This window comes from Pseudomonas sp. (assembly GCF_002796985.1).
Lineage (GTDB): Bacteria > Pseudomonadota > Gammaproteobacteria > Pseudomonadales > Pseudomonadaceae > Pseudomonas.
Genome location: NZ_PEKX01000008.1, coordinates 35,593 through 55,878, shown reverse-complemented (window position 1 = coordinate 55,878; position 20,286 = coordinate 35,593). Strand labels below are relative to the sequence as shown.

The window sequence follows — 20,286 nt, the reverse complement described above, 5'->3', positions numbered from 1 at the left end:
ACGGCGCGGCCGTCGCGCCAAACCAACGCTAAGCTGGCGTTAATAATTAATCTGTTATAACGTAACAAAATCATTCACCGATTGGAGTTTCCCATGCGCCCCCTGCTCCTCGCTGTCGCCCTGCTGCCGCTGGCCGCCCAAGCCCACGACGAACATGAACACGGTAGCCTCGGCAAGCATGAGCATGGCGTTGCCCAGCTCAACGTCGCCCTCGACGGCAAGACCCTGGAGCTGGAGATGGACAGCCCGGCGATGAACTTCGTCGGCTTCGAGCATGCCGCCAGCAGCGACGCCGACAAGGCCACCGTCGCTCGCGTGCAGGCCCAGCTCAAGCAGCCGCTGCAACTGCTCAATTTGCCTGCCTCGGCCCAGTGCAGCGTGCAGTCGGTGGAGCTCTCCAGCCCGCTGTTCGGCGATGCGCCCAAAGCGGAAGACCACGATCATGAGCACGCCGACGGCGACCACGACGAACACGAAGGCCACCAGCACGCCGACATCGACGCCCACTACCAGTTGACCTGCGCCCAGCCACAGGAGCTGGCCTCGCTTGATTTCGCGCCGCTGTTCAAGCGATTCCCGGCGACCCAGAAGATTCAGGTACAACTGATCGGCCCGAGCGGCCAGCAAGGTGCAGAATTGACCGTCGCCAACCCATCCCTGACATTCTGAATCGCTGAAATGACCGCACTGCTCGAACTCGACAACCTCGGTTTCGCCTGGCCCGGCCAGGCGGAACTGCTGGATATCCCCGCCTTCGCGCTGGCCCATGGCGAAACCCTGTTCCTCAAGGGCCCCTCCGGCAGCGGCAAGACCACCCTGCTCGGCCTGCTCGGCGGCGTGCAGCGCCCCCAGCGCGGCAGCGTGAAGCTGCTCGGCGAGGACATCGCGCAGATGAAGTCGGCACGCCGTGATCATTTCCGCGTCGACCACACCGGCTACATTTTCCAGCAGTTCAACCTGCTGCCGTTCCTTTCGGTGCGGGAGAACGTCGAGCTGCCCTGTCATTTCTCCCACAGCCGCGCCGAACGCGCGGCCCTGCGCCATGGCAGCGTGGCCCAGGCCGCCGAGGCGCTGCTCACGCACCTCGGCCTGGGCGATGCGACGCTGATCGAACGCCGTGCCGACAGCCTGTCCATCGGCCAGCAGCAGCGGGTCGCCGCCGCCCGCGCGCTGATCGGCCAGCCGGAGCTGGTGATTGCCGACGAGCCGACCTCGGCGCTGGATGCCGACGCCCGCGAGGCCTTCCTTCGACTGCTGTTCGCCGAATGTCGCGAGGCCGGCGCCAGCCTGCTGTTCGTCAGCCATGACCAGAGCCTGGCGCCGCTGTTCGACCGCAGCCTGTCACTGACCGACCTCAACCGCGCCGCCCGCGCTCCGGGAATCTGAGCATGTACCTGTTGCGCCTGGCGCTCGCCAGCCTGTCCAACCGCCGTTTTACCGCGCTGCTGACGATCTTCGCCATCGCCCTCTCCGCCTGCCTGCTGCTGGCTGTCGAGCGCGTGCGCACCGAAGCCAAGGCCAGCTTCGCCAACACCATTTCCGGCACCGACCTGATCGTCGGTGCGCGCTCGGGCTCGGTGAACCTGCTGCTCTACTCGGTGTTCCGCATTGGCAACGCCACCAACAACATTCGCTGGGAAAGCTACGAGACCGTCACCCACAGCCCGCTGGTGAAGTGGGCGATCCCGATTTCCCTGGGCGACTCTCACCGCGGCTACCGCGTCATGGGTACCGACAACGGCTACTTCGAGCACTATCGCTTCGGCCGCGGGCAGACGCTGGAACTGGCCGAGGGCCGGCCGTTCGGCCAGGACCTGTTCGACGTAGTGCTCGGCGCGGAAGTCGCGCAGGCGCTGCACTACAAGCTCGGCGACAAGGTCGTCCTCGCCCACGGCGTCAGCACCATCAGCCTGGTGCAGCACGACGACAAACCCTTCACCGTGGTCGGTATCCTCAAGCGCACCGGCACGCCGGTGGACCGCACCCTGCACATCTCGCTGCAGGGCATGGAGGCGCTGCACGTCGACTGGAAAAACGGCGTCCCCGCACGCGGTGCCGACCGCATAAGCGAGGACCAGGCGCGCGGCATGGATCTGCAGCCCAGGGCGATCACCGCTTTCCTGCTGGGCCTGAAGAGCAAGGTGGCGACCTTCACCCTGCAACGGCAGATCAACGAATACGATGGCGAGCCGCTGATGGCGATCCTCCCAGGCGTGGCGCTGCAGGAGCTCTGGGGCCTGATGGGCACGGCGGAGAAAGCGCTGTTCGTGGTCTCGCTGTTCGTGGTGCTGACCGGCCTGATCGGCATGCTCACGGCGATCCTCACCAGCCTCAACGAACGCCGCCGCGAGATGGCCATCCTGCGCTCGGTGGGCGCAAGACCCTGGCACATCTTCAGCCTCCTGGTGGCCGAGGCCTTCGCCCTGGCGCTGGCCGGCGTGGTGCTGGGCACCGGCCTGCTCTACGCCGGAATCGCCGGCAGCCAGACTTATGTGCAGGCGAACTACGGCATCTTCCTGCCACTGGCGCTGCCCAGCGCCTATGAAGGGTCACTGCTGGGCGGCATACTCCTGGCCGCGCTGCTGATCGGCTGCGTGCCGGCCTGGCGTGCCTATCGGCAATCGCTGGCCGATGGTTTGTCGATCCGCCTCTGAGCCAGTCCCCTGCGAGCCAGTCCCATGCAAGCCAGCCCCGTGAAAGAAAGCCCCATGCGCCGCCTGCTATTCCTGCTGCTGATGCTGACCAGCGCCGCCCTCTGGGCGGCGCCGCGCGAGCTGAGCTGGCCCGAGCTGATCCCCGAGGGCGCACCGCCGCCCCCGCCGCCGGTGCCGCTGCACGACCTGTCCAAGCTCTCCGATGTACTCAATTCGGAGAGTGGACCGGCGGTGAAGCAGCAGACGCCCAACGCACCCGTGGTACAGCAGCTGGACGGCCAGGAAGTGAAGATGCCGGGCTACATCGTGCCGCTGGAAGTGGAGGAAGACGGCCAGACCGTGCGCGACTTCCTGTTGGTGCCCTATTACGGCGCCTGCATCCACGTGCCAGCGCCGCCGTCCAACCAGATCGTCTATGTTCGAGGCGGCAAGGGCGTAAAAGTCGACGAGCTTTACCAGCCGTTCTGGATCATCGGCAGGATGAGCGTGCAGGCGATGGAGAGCGACCTCGCCGAGGCCGGCTACCAGATGCAGGCCAGCGATATCGAACCCTACGAATACACCGGGCAGTGACCGCGCGCGGCGCTTTGCCGCACCCTCGAATCCTACAAAGCTTGTGGTCTTTATTGAGCCAGGTCAAAAGAGCGCTTTTAGCGCTGTCTACTATTCTGGGCACCAACACTTATACCAAAGAGATATTGGAGCTCATCATGCGTAAGTCCTGGCTCACCACCTCGCTTCTCTCACTTGCCGCCGCAGCGCCGGTCGCAGCCCAGGCCGCCGACATCCGCGGTCACCAGGCTGGCGACTTCCTGGTGCGTGGTGGTTTCGCCACCGTGGCGCCCAATGACAGCAGTTCCGACATCAAGCTCGACGGCGCCAAAGTCAGCGGCACCAAGGCTACCGTGGACAGCGACACCCAGCTGGGCCTGACTTTCGCCTACCTGCTCACCGACAAGATCGGTATCGAACTGGTCGCCGCCACCCCGTTCAAGCACCAGGTCGACGTCAAGGGCCTGAACCGTGCCACCGGCCTGACCGGCCTGGACGGCAAGCTGGCCGACATCAAGCAACTGCCGCCGACCGTGCTGCTGCAGTACTACCCCATGGGTGGTACCAACTCTGCCTTCCAGCCGTACGGCGGCCTGGGTATCAACTACACCACCTTCTTCGACGAAGACCTGGCCAGCAACCGCAAGGACCAAGGCTTCAGCAACCTGAAGTTGCAGGATTCCTGGGGCCTGGCCGCCGAGCTGGGCATGGACTACATGCTCAACGAACACGCCTTCGTCAACGCCGCCGTCTGGTACATGGATATCGACACCAAGGCCAGCGTCGACGGCCCGACTGCACTGGGCGTGCAGAAGACCAAAGTGGATGTTGACGTCGACCCCTGGGTTTACATGGTCGGTTTCGGCTACCGTTTCTGACGGAGCACACCTGAAAAAGGCGCCCAAGGGCGCCTTTTTCACTTTCAGGAAACCGGTATGTACCTCGAACTCAAAGCACTGCACGTCAGCCTCGCCATCCTCAGCACCCTGCTCTTTCTCCTGCGACTGGGCCTGAGCTGGTGGGGCAAGCGCCCCACTGGCTGGCAGCGCGGGCTGCCCCATCTGATCGACACCCTGTTGCTGCTCAGCGCCCTGGGCCTGGTGCACCTGGCGATGCCCTGGCCGCTGCCGGTATGGCTGCAAGTGAAGCTCGGCCTGCTGGTGCTCTACATCGTGCTGGCGGCCTTCGCCCTGCGCAGTGCCTCGAAGCCTCGCAAGGCGGCGCTCAGCGCCCTGGCGCTGAGCTCGCTGGCTGGCATTTTCTACCTGGCAGTCAACAAGCCCTGGTGGTGATCAACTGGGCGAGCCCCTCGGCCAACGGCGTGGCCGCGTCCAGGCTGTAGCGCTGCAGCAGGCGGCGATTGTCCGCGCGGGAATGGCGGATGTCGCCGTGGCGCGCCGGCTGGTAGGTGATCGGCGGCAGCCCGCCGGCGAGCTTGCCAATCTCGGCCAGCAACTGGTTGAGGCTGGTGGATTGGTCGAGTCCGACGTTGATCGCCGACTCGGCCACTTGGTCCGCCAGCAACGCCTTCACCAGCAACTTCACCAAGTCACCGACGTAGATGAAGTCGCGAGTCTGCTCGCCGTCGCCGAACACGGTGATCGGCAGACCCTGCTCGGCGCGCTGGGCGAAAATGCTGATCACCCCCGAGTAGGGCGACGACGGGTCCTGGCGCGGCCCGTAGACGTTGAAGAAGCGGAAGATCGCCGGCTCCAGGCCGTGCTCGCGGCGGTAGAAATCCAGGTAGTACTCGCTGGCCAGCTTGTCCGAGGCGTAGGGCGTCAACGGCGCCTTGGCAGTGTTCTCGTCGATGGCGGCGCCTTCGCCGTTCTGCCCGTAAACCGCCGCACTGGAAGCGAACAGCACCCGCTGGATGCCTTCCTCGCGCATGGCTTCGCAGAGGTTCAGGGTGCCGATGAAATTGGCGCGGTGGGTTCCCACCGGGTCCTCCACCGAAGCCTGTACCGAGGCGATGGCCGCCAGGTGTACGACGCCCTGGCAACCGCTTAGCGCACCGCGCAGCGTGGCTGTATCGGCAACATCACCGACGATCAGCTCGACGCGACTGTCGAGGTTCTCGCGCTTGCCGGTGGACAGGTCGTCCAGCACGCGCACGGCAAAGCCCTGCGCCAGCAGTGCATCAGCCAGATGGGAACCGATGAACCCCGCGCCGCCGGTAATGAGGACGGGCTGCGCGGAGGGGGAAAGACGGTCAGACATGGCGGTAATAGCGATCCAGCAAAGCGGGCAGGCCGGCGCGCCAGGCGCGCGGCTTGATACCGAAGGTATGAAGGATTTTCTTGCAGGCGAGCACCGCGTGCTGCGGTTCGTCGCCGGCATCCGGGCGCGCGGCGTGGGCCTGCGGGCTCGGTTCCTGGACGGCCAGGGTATGGAAGGCGCGCGCCTCGCCGAGCACCACCTGGCCCAGGGACAGGGTGGTCGTCGCTTCCAGCCCGCCGTAATGGTAAGTGCCCCACAGCGGCGACTGGCAATCGAGTTGCTTGAGCACCGAGAGAATCACCCGTGCGGCGTCGTCCACCGGGGTCGGGTTGCCACGCCGGTCGTCGGCGAGGAACAGCACCTGCTCCTTCTCGGCACGCTCGAGGAAGCGGCCGAGCACGCCGTCGGCGCTGTCGTCCAGCAACCAGCCGAAACGCAGCAGCACATGACGCGGGCAGGTCGCCCGGACCCACTGCTCCATACGCCACAGCGCCTGGCCCCGCGGGCCCAGCGGCAGCGGTTCGTCCTTCTCGCTGTAGGCGGTAGCGCGGGCGCCATCGAACACGCGGTAGCTGGACGGCTGGATCAGCCGGATCTCGTGGTGCTGGCAAAGTTCGGCCAGGCGCTCGACAGCGCGTTCCTGGCTGGCCAGACGGGCGGCGTCGACGGCCTCGGCCTGGAACCAGTCGTAGTAGTAGGCGAGGTTGATCACCGCGTCGGGGCGGGTTTCATCCAGCAGGACAGTGAGGCTGGAAGCGTCCCAGCCTTGTTCGGGCGGCCGGGGGGCGAGGAAGCCGATGTCTTCCTCGGCGCCAAGGCGGATCAGCGCCTGTCCAAGGGCATTACCGCCACCCAACAGCATCAGGCGCATGCGCATATTCTGGGGGTCACTCGAATCCGTGGGTTACCGCCGGCACGCGCGGCGCCGGGGATGATACCCGCATTTTTCCTGTGCCCCGGCACAGCGTCAAGCTTGGCCGACCCGCTGCACCTCAGGTCGCGCGCGGCGACGCCGTTCTAGGAGCGACGGCGGAACAGCGGACGCGGCTCGATCACCGAGCGGCCGTAGAGCACGCTCAGCCCCGCCAACCCCTTCAGCGCGTCGTCCACAGACTTGTCCTCGCGCACGGCGAAGGCGTCGAAACCGCACTGGCGCATGTGCGCCAACTGGTCCCGCAGCACGTCGCCCACCGCGCGCAACTCCCCGCGCCAGCCCAGGCGGCTGCGCAACAGGTAGGCCAGGCTGTAGCCGCGACCGTCGCGGAAGCTGGGGAAGTCGATGGCGATCAGAGGCAGTTCGTCGAATCGCCCCACCAGGCGGTGCGGGTCATCGTCCGGCCCGAGCCACACACCGCTTTTCTGTAGGAGCGAGCTTGCTCGCGAACCGCCCAGCTCTGCAGCCGCCGGGGAACTCTGTTCGCGAGCAATAACGATGGCGTCCCCCTCGCTCCTACAGGGAGCATCGTTCAACCATATTTCCAGTGGCAGGATCAGATCGCAGCGAGGTAAATCTTCCGGCACTTCGCGCAGCAGTTCCCAGGCATCGTCCGGCGCCAGCTGCGCCACGCCATCCTGCAAACGAATCAGGTTCTTCATGCCGGCACCTCCGCCTGGCGGTAGACCCGCGCCTTGAACGGCTCCAGGCCGATGCGCTCAACCGTTTCGACGAAGCGCTCACCGGCGCCGCGCTGCTCCACATAGGTGCGCACAAGCGCCTCGATCACGTCCGGCACCTCAGCGGCGCTGAACGACGGCCCGATCACCTTGCCCAGCGCACTCTTCGTTCCCTGCGCGCCGCCGAGGGTGATCTGGTACCACTCGCTGCCGTTCTTATCGACACCGAGAATGCCGATGTTGCCGATGTGGTGATGGCCGCAGGCGTTCATGCAGCCGGAGATATTCAGGCTGAGGTCGCCCAGGTCGTGCAGGTAGTCGAGGTCCTCGAAGCGCTGCTGGATGCCCTGGGCGATGGGGATCGACTTGGCGTTGGCCAGCGCGCAGAAATCGCCGCCGGGGCAGGCGATGATGTCGGTCAGCAGGCCCTGGTTCGGCGTGCCCAGGCCGGCCGCACAGGCTTCCTGCCAGAGTTCGTAGAGATCGACTTTGCGTACGTCCGGCAGCACCAGGTTCTGCTCGTGGGCGACGCGGATTTCGCCGAAGCCGAAGCGCTCGGCCCAGTCAGCCACCTGCTCCATCTGCTCGGCCGTCGCGTCCCCCGGCGGCGCCTCGGCGCCCGGCTTGGTGGACAGCACCACGCTGGCGTAGCCCGGCACACGGTGCGGCCGCACATTGCGCGAAACCCAGCGAGCGAAGGCCGCGTCGGCGGTCAGTGCAGAGCCATAAGCCAGTTCATCGGAAGGCTCCTGATTTTCCCTGTAGCTCGGCGGCTCGAAAGCGGCAGCCACACGCTGGTACTCGTCGAGGGTCAGCTGCGCTTCGCCATCACGCAGGTGCTGCCACTCTTCCTCCACTTCGCGGGAGAACGCCTCGATACCCAGCGCTTTCACCAGGATCTTGATCCGCGCCTTGTACTTGTTGTCGCGCCGGCCGTGGCGGTTGTACACGCGCAGAATGGCTTCGACATAGGACAGCAGGTGCTGCCACGGCAGATCATCGCGGATCACCTGGCCGAGCATCGGCGTGCGCCCCAGGCCGCCGCCGACCAGCACCCTCAGGCGCAACTCGCCGTCCTCGGCGCGGCGCAGATAAAGGCCGATGTCGTGCATCATCACCGCCGCGCGGTCTTCCTCGGCGGCGCAGATCGCGATCTTGAACTTGCGCGGCAGGAAGAGGAATTCGGGGTTCACCGTCGACCACTGGCGGAGGATTTCCGCCAGCGGGCGCGGGTCGAGGAACTCGTCGGCGGCGACGCCGGCGAAGGCTTCGGTGGTGATGTTGCGCACGCAGTTGCCGGAGGTCTGGATGGCATGCATTTCGACATCCGCCAGACGCTCGAGGATGTCCGGCACCCGCGCCAGCTCCACCCAGTTGAACTGGATATTCTGCCGCGTGGTGAAGTGGCCGTAGCCGCGGTCGTGCTCGCGGGCAATCCAGGCCAGGGTGCGCATCTGCTCGCTGGACAGGGTGCCGTAGGGAATCGCCACCCGCAGCATGTAGGCGTGCTTTTGCAGGTACAGGCCGTTCTGCAGGCGCAGCGGCAGGAATTCCTCTTCGCTCAGCTCGTCGCTCAGGCGCCGCTGCACCTGGTCACGGAACTGCGCCACCCGCTCGCGCACCAGGGCGCGGTCGTAATCGTCGTATCGGTACATCGCCAGGCCACCTTCGGAACGTTGCGTAGTGGCCTGCTTCTGTCGTCGAGCTCACTACTTTGCGGTTGACCGAACTATGGCCGGCGTCTGTTGTGCAAAACAGCGGCAGATCGCGCGGGAAAAACCGGATCAGATGCGCCCTACCCCCACCCCGACGGGCCTGCGACCGGTTGCCGCAACGAGCCCGATCAGCCGCTTCATTGCATGAGGCGCCAACCCTTCAGCGCCGCGGGGCGGAGCTTTTTTCGCCATCTGATACGGTTTTTTCCAGCGAACCTGAATCTGTTTCGAGTGCAGACCGATTCGTACAGTCGCGGCGCCTCTTCTGCCTGATGGGCTTTGATAATGAGCGAAAGAATCCCCGCGAAGGTCATCGAGATCGACGCACCGCAACGTTTCACCCCGCCGCCCAAACCACTCTCGGCGGTCACCCCGACGGTCTACACCAAGCGCTTCGCCGGGCGTTTCCGCGACTTGCGGCGCCTGGGCGGCGGCCTGCTGTTCCTGCTGTTCTTCGGCACGCTCTGGTTGACCTGGAACGGCCGCCAGGCGGTGCTCTGGGACCTGCCCGAGCGCAAGTTCTACATCTTCGGCGCGACCTTCTGGCCGCAGGATTTCATCCTGCTCTCGGCGATCCTGATCATTGCCGCCTTCGGTCTGTTCTTCATCACGGTGTTCGCCGGCCGCGTCTGGTGCGGCTACACCTGCCCGCAGAGCGTGTGGACCTGGGTCTTCATGTGGGCCGAGCAGGTCACCGAAGGCGACCGCAACCAGCGCATCAAGCGCGACCAGGGCCCGGTGAGCGCGGAGAAAGTCCTGCGCAAAGGCGCCAAGCACGGCCTCTGGCTGCTGATCAGCCTGGTCACGGCGATCACCTTCATCGGCTACTTCACGCCGGTGCGGCCGCTGGTGGCGGACTTGTTCACGTTCAGGCTCGATCTGGAGAGCACCTTCTGGGTCGCCTTCTTCGCCGCCGCCACCTACGCCAACGCCGGCTGGCTGCGCGAACAGGTGTGCATCCACATGTGCCCGTATTCGCGCTTCCAGAGCGTGATGTTCGACAAGGACACCCTGATCATTTCCTACGACGCGGCGCGCGGTGAATCCCGTGGCGCGCGCAAGAAGGATGCCGATCCCAAGGCCCAGGGCCTGGGTGACTGCATCGACTGCTTCCAGTGCGTGCAGGTCTGCCCCACCGGCATCGACATCCGCGACGGCCTGCAGATCGCCTGCATCGGCTGCGCCGCCTGCATCGACGCCTGCGACTCGGTGATGGACAAGATGGGCTACGACCGCGGCCTGGTGCGCTACACCTCGGAAAGCGCGCTGGAAGGCGGCAAGACCCACCTGCTGCGCCCGCGCCTGATCGGCTACGCGGCGGTGCTGCTGGTGATGATCGGCGCCTTCGTCTGGGCGCTGGAAGCACGGCCGCTGATCAACCTCGACGTGGCCCGCGACCGGGGCCTGTTCCGCGAAAACGCCGGCGGCGAGATCGAGAACATCTACAACCTCAAGCTGATCAACAAGACCCAGCAGCCGCAGCATTACCAGCTGAGCCTCGCCGATGGCGCCGGCTACCGCCTGCAGGGCGTGCCGGAGCTGATGCTGCAGCCGGGCGAGATCCGCGACTTCGCCGTCTCGGTGGCCAGTGAGGCGCAGAGTAGCGCCGGAGGTTCGGTGCCGCTGCACTTCAGGGTCAGTGACGGCCACGAGGCCATCGACGCCGCCAGCACCTTCGTCTCGCCGAGGCGCTGAGCATGGCCAGGGAGCTTGGCGTGACGTCGGCGCAGCGCCTAGAGTGGGCGGACTCTTCCGCCCCTCAGGCCGCCGTGCAGGACAAGATGAAGCGCTACGAGAAATTCGCCGACGAGATCGCCGGCCTGATCCGCAGCGGCGTGCTCGCTCCCGGCCAGAAAGTCCCTTCGGTGCGGCACGCCAGCCGCACTTACGGCGTCAGTGCATCCACGGTGTTCCAGGCCTATTACCTGCTGGAGGATCGCGGGCTGATCGTTGCCCGCGCGCGCTCGGGCTACTTCGTCCGCGAGCATGTGCAGCGCGCCCTGGCCGAGCCGGAAATCGCCCGCCATGACGCGCAGACCACCGAGGTGGACGTCAGCGAACTGGTGTTCTCGGTGCTCAGTTCGATCAAGGACCCGGACACCGTGCCCTTCGGCTCGGCCTTCCCGGCGCCGGAGCTGTTCCCCCTGCCGCGCCTGGCGCGCTCCATGGCCCACGCCGTGCGCGACATGGATCCGCGCTCGGTGGTCGCCGACCTCGCTCCCGGCAGCCACGCGCTGCGCCGGCAGATCGCCCTGCGCTACATGGTCGGCGGCATGCCGCTGCCGGTGGAAGAACTGGTGGTCACCAACGGCGCGCTGGAAGCGCTGAACCTCTGCCTGCAGGTCGTCACTCAGCCGGGCGACCTGGTCGCCATCGAGGCACCAGCCTTCTACGCCAGCCTGCAGGTGCTCGAACGCCTGAAGCTGAAAGCGGTGGAAATTCCCGTGCACCCGCGTGAAGGCATCGATCTGGACGTGCTCGCCGACAGCCTGGCGCGCCTGCCGATCAAGGCCTGCTGGTTCATGAGCAACTTCCAGAACCCACTGGGCGCGAGCATGGCCGAGGACAAGAAGCGCGCCCTCGCCGCGCTGCTGGCCCAGCACCAGGTGCCGCTGATCGAGGACGACGTCTACGCCGAACTGTACTTCGCCGCCCAGGCACCCAAGCCGGTGAAGGCCTTCGACAGTGAAGGGCTGGTGATGCACTGCAGCTCCTTCTCCAAGAGCCTGGCGCCGGGCTACCGGGTCGGCTGGGTCGCCGGTGGGCGCTACGCCGAGCAGATCGAGCGGCTCAAGCTGATGACCAGCCTGTCGGCCTCGGTGCCGGCCCAGGCCGCCATCGCCGACTACCTGCAGCACGGCGGCTACGACCGCCACCTGCGCAAGCTGCGCCATGCGCTGGAAAGCCAGCAGCACGCGATGCTCGCCGCCGTGGCCCGGCACTTCCCCGCCGCCACTCGTGTCACCCGTCCCAGCGGCGGCTACTTCCTGTGGCTGGAGCTGCCCGAGCACATCGACGCGCTCAAGCTGTTCCAGCTCGCCCACGCCCAGGGCATCAGCCTCGCACCGGGGCCGATCTTCTCCGCCACGCGGAGCTTCGGTCACTGCCTGCGGCTGAACTACGGCCATCCGTGGACGGCGACCAGCGAACAGGCGATGGAGACCCTCGGACGGATCATCCACTCGCTGTAGAGAGGCAGCAGGACTGATCCGCACATTCGGAAACGATCTGTATCTGTGCGGCGCTTTGTCGCAGGCCTACCCTGTCAGGCAGGAAACCCGGACGAGGGAAGCTGCCATGGAAGCGGAAGGCCTGATGATCCTGTTAACGGTGAGCGCCGCGCTCGGCGTGCACCTGTGGGTGCGCTGGTACCTGCGGCGCGGGATGCTGCCGCGCGGGGATCAGTGGCTGGCGTGAACACCCTGGCCTGGGCCTAACGTAGGAGCGGACTCCGTCCGCGATGGGTTGGCCGAGCTCCCTTGAACGCCGGTGTGGCGTCCAGTCGATCGCGGACGGAGTCCGCTCCTACGCAGGTAGCGCCGCGCAGTAGGCTCAAGAAAAGCCACGCCTCACGGCCGATACAGGTGCGCATGCCCCGCGCTGTACAACGAAGAATCGGCAAACCCCTCTGCCCCCAGCACCTTGCCCACCAGGATCAGCGCCGTACGGCGGAAACCTTTGGCCTCCGCCTTGGGCAGGATGTCGCCGAGGGTGCCGGTGACCTGGTCCTGGTCCGGCCAGCTGGCGCGGTGGATCACTGCGATGGGGCAGTCCGCGCCGTAGTGCGGCAGCAGTTCGGCGACGATATTCGCCAGCTGACCGACGCCCAGGTGAATGGCCAGGGTCGCACGGTGCTGCGCCAGCTCCGCCAGCGATTCGCCTTCGGGCATGCGCGTCCTGCTCGCGTAGCGCGTGAGGATCAAGGTCTGGGAGATGTCCGGCAGGGTCAGCTCGCAGCCCAGGATCGCCGCGCAGGCGGAAGTCGCAGTGACGCCGGGGACGATCTCGTAAGCGATGCCCCGTTCGCGCAGGTGGCGGATCTGCTCGCCGATGGCGCCGTACAGGGACGGATCGCCGGAGTGCACCCGCGCCACGTCCTTGCCCTGGGCATGGGCCTGCGCCAGCAGCGCAACGATCTCGTCCAGGTGCAGTTCGGCGGTATTCACCACGCGTTCGGCGCTGTGCCCTTCCAGCACCGCTGGCGGCACCAGCGAGCCGGCGTAGAGGATCACCGGGCAAGTGCGGATCAGCCGCTGGCCCTTGACCGTGATGAGCTCGGGATCGCCGGGGCCGGCGCCGATGAAGTAGACCGTCATGGCTGCTCCTGTGCGGATTCGACGGGGATGAAAGCGAGCGCGCAGGTGGCCTGAGCGCTGCGGCGCTTGCCCACCAACAGGCGTGCCGGCGCACCACCTTGCGCCTCGGCCTGCAGCAACGCCGCGGCTTCGGCCACGCTGGCGCTGCCGGTGGCCGCGCGCACGATTTCGGAAGGCTCGCCCAGGCGCTTCTCGCAGGCCACGAGCTGCTGCGGGGTGAACAGCGCCAGCGGCAGATCAAGCGCGGCGGCCAGCGCGGTAAGCCCTTCTTCGTCGGCCTTCAGCGTGGCGCTGGCCAGCGCGGTGAGGTTCGACTCGTCGAACCCCGCTTCGGCCAAAGTCTCTCGCAATAACGCGCGCAGTTCGTCGAGCGGGCAGCCCCGGCGGCAACCGAGGCCGGCAACCAGCGTCATGGTCGCTCTCCTTGAAGATCAAAATAAAAACCCCGCAGACGGCCTTGCCGGCTGCGGGGTCGAGCATAGCGCGTGGGTCAGGCCGCTGGCGCGAAGCGGCGGAACAGCCAGGCCGCGACCAGGCCGAGCGCCACCCAGAACACCGCGTTGGTGATCAGCGAAGCGAGGATGAACTCGTGGGCCAGGCTTTCCGGCGCCAGGCTGGAATGCACTTCCGGCTGCGGCGCGCCGATCACGTGCGGCACCACCAGCAGGGCGAGGCCGACGATGCGCAGCGCCCAGTGACGGCCGAACGCGAGCAGCGCGAGGCCAGCGGCGGTAGACGCGGCGGTACCGATCCACCAGGTCTGCCGCAGGCTCAGGTCGGCGGCAGCGGTGCCAGGGACTTCCGGCGGCAAGCCGAGGGACGGCGCAAGGGTGAACACAGCGAAACCGGCCAGGCCCCAGAGCAGGCCTTCGGAGGTCCGGCCCGGCTCGCGCAGGGTGAACAGGCCGGCCAGCATCAGGGCAAAGCCCACCGCGACCACCAGGTTGCCGCCAGTGGTGGAGAGGATGCGCTGCCAGCCATCTTCGGGCTCCCAGGCTTGCGCGTCATGGTGGTGGCCCGCAGCAGCGCCGTCGGCGTGCTCGTGGGAGTGCTCTTCGACTAGCGCGACGGCCGGCTCGGATTTCTCATAGGTTTCCGCCTTGAGGATCAGCGGGGATACCCACAGCAGCTGGACCACGGTCAGCACCAGCGCGGCAATCAGACCGGCGAAACCGGCGGTCTGGGCGATACGTTTGATCATTGCAGTTCTCCGGACGAGACGAGGCCCCGAACGCGGCGAGCCAGCGATCGCGAGTGCCTCGAATCCGCTGCGCTTACGCGCAGGCGGCTTGCGTTAGTGGCAGGGGAAACCGGCGCTATGGCGGGTATCGTGGGCGGCGTTGTGCACCGCTTCCAGATGCGAGAAACCGGCGAAATACACCAGCAGCGCACCGAGCAGGCTGGCGCCGACGGCCAGGGCGATGCGCTTGGAAAGGGGGATGGAAGAGCTCGACGCGTGCGTCAGGGTGCTGCTGGACATGAACGTTCCCTCTGAAATCTAGAGTGAGAACGCAGAGGTTGAACGCATTCGAACGCAGCAAATGGCTGCGCCACGGCCTGCGCCCGCCCACCGCGGGTTTGCCAAAACGAAGAATTCCAGGCCGGTCTCCGGGCTTGCGACGCCAGCGAAAAACCTTTCGCTGGATGGGTCAGCCTTCCCATGCCTTGGCACAGTGGCTACTGACGACCCTCGATGCGCTTACCGTTGCGGGGGCAGCGCCGGACTGGTCCTTGCGGACGCACCGGCTTCCCGTTTCACCTCGCGCGCGGGGCGCGAGACACCTGAAACCGCGCTAGCTGACCACGGCAGCCCCCCAGCGTCAACCGATCCCCGGCGATTGACCGCCCCGGCCGTGCTGCGTAGCCTTCCTGCCTTCGAGGTTCTCCGGCACTGGCCGGAGCTAAGAGGGAACGTGGAAATCTTCGGATGCGCCACGGCTGCCCCCGCAACTGTGAACAGCCTGTCTCTTCACGCGCCACTGCCGATTCGGGCGGGAAGGCGAAGAGACACCCAAGGGCTGTGAGCCAGGAGACCTGCCTCGTAACTGGTTTTCGATCTGCGGCGCGTCGGCCATGCTGCTTTGGCTCTAGCTCGCGAGATCCAGAACGGGTTCGTTATCAACAGACAACCGGGCGGGGTGATCCGGTGGCGACCTTCGTTGCGCGGCGAGCCCGCGCGCGCGCCCTTCATCCGCCCTCCCAATTTCGCTTGCGAGGCGCGCATGAAAACCCTGGCCAAACTCCCCGTCACCATCGTCACCGGCTTCCTCGGTGCCGGCAAAACCACCCTGCTCCGCCACATGCTCGACAACGCCGAAGGCCGCCGTATCGCGGTGATCGTCAACGAGTTTGGCGAGCTGGGCATCGACGGCGACATCCTCAAGCAGTGCTCCATTGGTTGCAGCGAAGAAGAAGCACTCGGCCGCGTCTTCGAGCTGGCCAACGGCTGCCTGTGCTGCACCGTGCAGGAAGAATTCTTCCCGGTGATGCGCGAGCTGGTGGCGCGCCGTGGCGACCTCGACCAGATCCTCATCGAGACCTCCGGCCTGGCCCTGCCCAAGCCGCTGGTGCAGGCCTTCCAGTGGCCGGAAATCCGCAATGCCTGCACCGTGGACGCGGTGATCACCGTGGTCGACAGCCCGGCCGTGGCCGCCGGCACCTTCGCCGCCCACCCCGAGCAGGTGGACGAGCAGCGCAAGCAGGACCCGAACCTGGACCACGAATCGCCACTGCACGAACTCTTCGAAGACCAGCTGGCCAGCGCCGACCTGGTGGTGCTGAACAAGGCCGACCTGCTGGACGCCGACACCCTCGCCCGCGTGCGCGCCGAAGTCGCCGAAGAGCTGCCGCCGGCGGTGAAGATCGTCGAGGCCAACTCCGGCCAGTTGCCGCTCTCGGTGCTGCTGGGGCTGAACGCCGAGGCCGAGCTGCACATCGACAGCCGCCCCACGCACCACGACCATGAAGGCCATGAAGATCATGACCACGACGAGTTCGACTCCTTCCACGTCGACCTGCCGGAAGTGGAAGAACGCGCCCTGCTCGATGCGCTGAACGCGCTGGTCGAGCGCCACGCCGTGCTGCGCATCAAGGGCTTCGTCGCCGTCCCCGGCAAGCCCATGCGCCTGCTGGTGCAGGGCGTCGGCAAGCGCTTCGACAAGCACTTCGACCGCGCCTGGCGCAGCGACGAAACCCGCAGTACCCGCCTGGTGGTGATCGGCCAGGAGCTGGACCAGGCCACCATCGCCAACGAGCTGCGTACCGCTCTGGTTTGATGACTTCGTAGGGTGGCGTGGAGCACGGCGATACCCACCACCGCTGATGGGTATCGCAAGCTCCACCCATCCGTGCCATTTCCCTGTAGGAGCGAGCTTGCTCGCGAACAGCCTCGCAGCGGAGTTTGGTTCGCGAGCAAGCTCGCTCCTACAAGAGCATTCACACCGAGCGACCCCATGCACCTGCTCCGCACCCAACCCGGCGGCTTCGTCCCCGACGACGGCATCGCCCACCTGGCCCAGACGCCCGCCGAGCTGGTGATCCTCTGCAGCGGCGACTCGCACCTGGCGCTGCTCGCCGAGGCCGCGCGCGAGCTGCCGGAAGACTACCCGAGCCTGCGCCTGGCCAACCCCATGCAGCTGCAGAACCACGCGTCGGTGGACCTCTACGTCGACGAGGTGCTGCAGCACGCCAAGGTCATCCTGATCTCGGTGCACGGCGGCGTTGGCTACTGGCGCTACGGCATGGAACAACTGGCGGCGCTGGCCGAGCGCGGCGCCACGCTGATCGCGGTGCCCGGCGACGACAAGCCCGACCCCGAACTCGGCGCCCTGTGTAGCGTTCCGCCGCAGGATGCCGAGCGCCTCTGGCAGTACCTGCGCCAGGGCGGCATGGACAACGCCCGGCAGTTCTTCGCCTGCCTGGCCAGCCGTCACCTGCAACGCGACTACGCCTGGAGCGAGCCACAGACCTTGCCGCGCGTAGCGGTCTATCATCCGCAGCTTGGCAGCAGCGACCTCGCCCGCTGGCAGGCCGACTGGAACCCCGAGTGCCCGGTCGCCGCGCTGCTGTTCTATCGCACGCACCTGCAAGCGGCGAACACCGGCTTCATCGATACCTTCTGCGAGCGTCTACTGGCCCAAGGCATCAACCCGCTGCCCATCGCCGTGGCCAGCCTCAAGGAAGCCGCCTGCCTGGAGGCGGTGGAAAGCCTGCTGGATGCCGCCGACACCGAGCTGATCATCAACACCACCGGCTTCGCCCAGTCGAACCCGGAAGCGCCGCAGGAGCGGCCGTTCAGACGCGACGTGCCGGTGCTGCAAGCCATCTGCTCGCTGGACAACTTCGACCTCTGGCGCGACAACCCACAAGGCCTCGGCCCGCGCGACCTGGCCATGCACATCGCGCTACCGGAACTGGACGGGCGCATCATCACCCGGCCGATCAGCTTCAAGGGCCTGGCCTGGCGCAGCGAGCGCAGCCAGAGCGACGTGGTCTGCTACCTGGCGCACCGGCCGGGCATGGACTTCATCGCCGAGCTGGCTCGGCGCTGGATGCTGCTCTCGCGCAAGGCCAACGCCGACAAGCGCGTGGCGCTGATCCTGGCGAACTACCCGACCCGTGACGGACGAATCGGCAACGGCGTCGGCCTCGACACGCCGGCCGCCGCACTGAACATCCTGCGTGCGCTGGAGGCTCAGGGTTATCCGGTCGCCGGCCAGCCCGATTCCGGCACCGCGCTGATCCAGCAACTGCTCGGCGGCGTCAGCAACGACCTTGACAGCCTCGATCTGCGCCCCTGCGCGCAGAGCCTGGCGCTGGACGACTACCTCGCCTGCTTCGCGCGCCTGCCCGAAGCCAACCAGCATGCCGTGCGCGAGCGCTGGGGCGAGCCGCAGCAGGACCCGATGTTCCGCAGCGGCCGCATGATGGTCGCCGGCCTGCGCTTCGGCCTCGGTTTCGTCGGCATCCAGCCGGCGCGCGGCTACCAGCTCGACGCGGCGGCGATCTATCACGACCCGTCGCTGGTGCCGCCCCACGGCTACCTCGCCTTCTACTTCTGGCTGCGCGAGGTGTTCGACGCCGACGCGGTGATCCATGTCGGCAAGCACGGCAACCTAGAATGGCTGCCGGGCAAGGGCGTCGGGCTTTCCGAGGAGTGCTGGCCGGACGTGATCCTCGGCCCGCTACCGAATCTCTACCCGTTCATCGTCAACGACCCCGGCGAAGGCGCGCAGGCCAAGCGCCGCGCCCAGGCGGTGATCATCGACCACCTGATGCCGCCGCTGACCCGCGCGGAAAACTACGGCCCGCTGCGCGACCTCGAACGCCTGGCCGACGAGTACTACGACGCCTCCCTGCTCGACCCACGCCGCGCCACCGAGCTGCGCGGCGACATTCTCACGCTGGTGCGCGAAACCTCGCTGGACCGCGAGCTTGGCCTGCAGTTGAGCGACGATGCGGAAAGCTGGTTGCCGCAGCTGGACGCCTACCTGTGCGACCTCAAGGAATCGCAGATTCGCGATGGGCTGCATATGTTCGGCGAATCGCCCGTGGGCGAGCTGCGCCGCGACACCCTGCTGTCACTGGTGCGCATTCCGCGTGGCGATGGACGCGGCGGCAATGCCAGCCTGCTGCGCGCGCTGAGCGAAGACCTGCAACTGGGGCGCGACCCGCTGGACGAAGCTTTCGCCGAGGCCTGGCAAGGCCCGCGCCCGGACGTGCTGCTCGCCGTGAGCGACGAACCCTGGCGCAGCAACGGCGACACCCGCGAGCGCCTGGAGCTGTTCGCCCTGCGTCTGATCGACGGTCTCGTCAGCGCGCCTGGAAGCGCCAGCGAGGCAGTCCTCGCACAGCTTCACCAGCAGATTGCACCGACCCTGGACGCCTGCGGCGCCAGCGAAATCGGCCACCTGCTCGCCGGCCTCGACGGCCGCTTCGTTCCGCCCGGCCCCAGCGGCGCGCCCAGTCGCGGGCGAGTCGACGTGCTGCCCACCGGGCGCAACTTCTTCACCGTGGACGTGCGCAACCTGCCCACGCCCACCGCCTTCCGCCTGGGCTTCCAGTCCGCCAGCCGCCTGCTCGAACGCCACTTGCAGGACCACGGCGACCACCTGCGCCAGCTCGGCCTCTCGGTGTGGGGCACGGCCACCATGCGCACCGGCGGCGACGACATCGCCCAGGCCCTCGCACTGCTCGGCGTGCGCCCGGTGTGGCAGGCCGGCAGCCAGCGCGTGGAGGACTTCGAGATCCTGCCGATCACCCTGCTCGACCGCCCGCGGGTCGACGTCACGCTGCGCGTCTCGGGCTTCTTCCGCGATGCCTTCGCCAACCTGATCCGTCTGTTCGACGCCGCCGTGCAGGCCGTCGCTGCGCTGGATGAGCCGGACGATCTGAACCCGCTGGCCGCTCGCGTGCGGGCCGATCAGGCGCGTTTGCAGTCTGACGGATTAGCCGTCGACGAAGCCCGCCGCCAGGCCGGCTGGCGCATCTTCGGCGCCCAGCCCGGCGCCTACGGTGCCGGCGTGCAGGGCGTGATCGAATCGCGCCAGTGGGACAGCCGCGCCGACCTCGCCGAGGCCTACCTGAACTGGGGCGGCTACGCCTACGGCGCCAGCGATGACGGCACGCCGGCGCGCGAGCGCTTCGCCCAGCGCCTGTCCGGCCTGCAGGCAGTGCTGCACAACCAGGACAACCGCGAGCACGACATCCTCGACTCCAACGACTACTACCAGTTCCAGGGCGGCATGCTCGCCGCCGCCGAGGTCATCCAGGGGCAGTCGCTGGCCAGCTACCACGGCGACCACAGCCAGCCGGACAACCCGCGCATCCGCACCCTGAAGGAAGAACTCGGCCGCGTGGTGCGCGCCCGCGCGGTGAACCCGAAATGGATCGCCGGCATGAAACGCCACGGCTACAAGGGCGCCTTCGAACTGGCCGCGACGGTGGACTACCTGTTCGCCTTCGACGCCACCAGCGAACTGGTGGACGACCACCAGTACCGCCTGCTGGCCGATGCCTACCTGCTGGACGACGACACCCGCGAGTTCATCCGCCAGCACAACCCCGAGGCCCTGCGCGACATCGCCGAACGCCTGGTGGAAGCGCAGCAGCGCGGGTTGTGGGAAGAACCGGGGGAGTACCGCGAGACGCTGGAGAACCTGCTGGTGGACAGCGAGGAGCAGTGAGGGCTATCGCGCTCTCGTAGGATGGCGTGGA

The 20,286-nt window shown here is 67.0% G+C and carries 18 protein-coding genes and 2 riboswitches; of the genes, 10 read left to right on the top strand and 8 right to left on the bottom strand.

From position 1 onward, the window contains the following. Positions 1–93 precede the first annotated feature (93 nt). The 6 genes from CTR55_RS12815 to CTR55_RS12790 all read left to right on the top strand — a co-directional run bounded on the left by CTR55_RS12815 (position 94) and on the right by CTR55_RS12790 (position 4,498). Positions 94–669, top strand: coding sequence for a DUF2796 domain-containing protein (locus CTR55_RS12815; RefSeq protein WP_296286704.1), 576 nt, complete (start codon positions 94–96; stop codon positions 667–669). 9 nt (positions 670–678) lie between these two features. Then, on the top strand, positions 679–1,386 hold the full coding sequence (locus CTR55_RS12810; RefSeq protein ID WP_296286703.1) for an ABC transporter ATP-binding protein: 708 nt from the start codon (positions 679–681) through the stop codon (positions 1,384–1,386). 2 nt (positions 1,387–1,388) lie between these two features. Beyond that, complete coding sequence (locus CTR55_RS12805; protein ID WP_296286702.1) at positions 1,389–2,654, top strand: ABC transporter permease; 1,266 nt, start codon at positions 1,389–1,391, stop codon at positions 2,652–2,654. A gap of 54 nt (positions 2,655–2,708) precedes the next feature. Next, positions 2,709–3,227 (top strand): DUF3299 domain-containing protein, encoded by a 519-nt coding sequence (locus tag CTR55_RS12800; RefSeq protein ID WP_296286701.1) that lies wholly within the window; start codon positions 2,709–2,711, stop codon positions 3,225–3,227. A 137-nt stretch (positions 3,228–3,364) separates the two neighbouring features. Continuing rightward, the gene (locus tag CTR55_RS12795; protein ID WP_296286700.1) at positions 3,365–4,084 is read left to right on the top strand and encodes an OmpW family outer membrane protein; all 720 of its coding nucleotides are present in this window, start codon (positions 3,365–3,367) and stop codon (positions 4,082–4,084) included. A gap of 57 nt (positions 4,085–4,141) precedes the next feature. Next, entirely contained in the window at positions 4,142–4,498 is a 357-nt protein-coding gene (locus CTR55_RS12790) for a SirB2 family protein (RefSeq protein WP_296286699.1), read from the top strand. On the opposite strand, the gene CTR55_RS12785 is transcribed toward CTR55_RS12790, so the two are convergent. From CTR55_RS12785 to CTR55_RS12770, 4 genes are all read right to left on the bottom strand, one after another. Continuing rightward, positions 4,479–5,426, bottom strand: coding sequence for an NAD-dependent epimerase/dehydratase family protein (locus CTR55_RS12785; protein WP_296286697.1), 948 nt, complete (start codon positions 5,424–5,426; stop codon positions 4,479–4,481). The genes CTR55_RS12790 and CTR55_RS12785 overlap by 20 nt on opposite strands. Then, positions 5,419–6,303, bottom strand: a complete 885-nt coding sequence (locus CTR55_RS12780; RefSeq protein ID WP_296286695.1) for a sugar nucleotide-binding protein — start codon at positions 6,301–6,303, stop codon at positions 5,419–5,421. The genes CTR55_RS12785 and CTR55_RS12780 overlap by 8 nt, the downstream gene beginning before the upstream one ends. Before the next feature lie 140 nt (positions 6,304–6,443). Next, entirely contained in the window at positions 6,444–7,022 is a 579-nt protein-coding gene (locus CTR55_RS12775) for a DUF934 domain-containing protein (protein WP_296286694.1), read from the bottom strand. Next, positions 7,019–8,695 carry a nitrite/sulfite reductase gene (locus CTR55_RS12770; RefSeq protein WP_296286693.1) on the bottom strand — a complete coding sequence of 559 codons (1,677 nt, stop codon included), beginning with the start codon at positions 8,693–8,695 and terminating at the stop codon, positions 7,019–7,021. The genes CTR55_RS12775 and CTR55_RS12770 overlap by 4 nt, the downstream gene beginning before the upstream one ends. A 345-nt stretch (positions 8,696–9,040) precedes the next feature. Here CTR55_RS12770 and ccoG point away from each other — a divergent pair, with 345 nt between their 5' ends. Further along, a complete protein-coding gene (gene ccoG, locus CTR55_RS12765) occupies positions 9,041–10,450 on the top strand; it encodes a cytochrome c oxidase accessory protein CcoG (RefSeq protein WP_296286692.1) in 1,410 nt (469 codons plus the stop codon). 86 nt (positions 10,451–10,536) lie between these two features. After that, entirely contained in the window at positions 10,537–11,946 is a 1,410-nt protein-coding gene (gene mapR, locus CTR55_RS12760) for a GntR family transcriptional regulator MpaR (protein WP_296287120.1), read from the top strand. 378 nt (positions 11,947–12,324) lie between these two features. Here the strand turns inward: mapR and cobM are convergent, their stop codons facing one another. From cobM to CTR55_RS12740, 4 genes are all read right to left on the bottom strand, one after another. After that, positions 12,325–13,071 (bottom strand): precorrin-4 C(11)-methyltransferase, encoded by a 747-nt coding sequence (gene cobM, locus CTR55_RS12755; RefSeq protein ID WP_296286690.1) that lies wholly within the window; start codon positions 13,069–13,071, stop codon positions 12,325–12,327. Beyond that, positions 13,068–13,484, bottom strand: coding sequence for a cobalamin biosynthesis protein (locus CTR55_RS12750; RefSeq protein ID WP_296286688.1), 417 nt, complete (start codon positions 13,482–13,484; stop codon positions 13,068–13,070). The genes cobM and CTR55_RS12750 overlap by 4 nt, the downstream gene beginning before the upstream one ends. Positions 13,485–13,561: 77 nt before the next feature. Then, positions 13,562–14,272 carry a CbtA family protein gene (locus CTR55_RS12745; RefSeq protein ID WP_296286686.1) on the bottom strand — a complete coding sequence of 237 codons (711 nt, stop codon included), beginning with the start codon at positions 14,270–14,272 and terminating at the stop codon, positions 13,562–13,564. A gap of 93 nt (positions 14,273–14,365) precedes the next feature. Next, entirely contained in the window at positions 14,366–14,551 is a 186-nt protein-coding gene (locus tag CTR55_RS12740; protein ID WP_296286684.1) for a CbtB-domain containing protein, read from the bottom strand. 101 nt (positions 14,552–14,652) lie between these two features. Continuing rightward, positions 14,653–14,872: riboswitch (cobalamin riboswitch) on the bottom strand. Positions 14,873–14,932: 60 nt separating this feature from the next. After that, a riboswitch (cobalamin riboswitch) is annotated at positions 14,933–15,128 on the top strand. A gap of 165 nt (positions 15,129–15,293) precedes the next feature. Here CTR55_RS12740 and cobW point away from each other — a divergent pair. Both cobW and cobN read left to right on the top strand, forming a co-directional pair. Further along, positions 15,294–16,346 (top strand): cobalamin biosynthesis protein CobW, encoded by a 1,053-nt coding sequence (gene cobW / locus CTR55_RS12735; RefSeq protein ID WP_296286682.1) that lies wholly within the window; start codon positions 15,294–15,296, stop codon positions 16,344–16,346. A gap of 177 nt (positions 16,347–16,523) precedes the next feature. Further along, a complete protein-coding gene (gene cobN / locus CTR55_RS12730; RefSeq protein WP_296286680.1) occupies positions 16,524–20,255 on the top strand; it encodes a cobaltochelatase subunit CobN in 3,732 nt (1,243 codons plus the stop codon). Positions 20,256–20,286 lie beyond the last annotated feature (31 nt).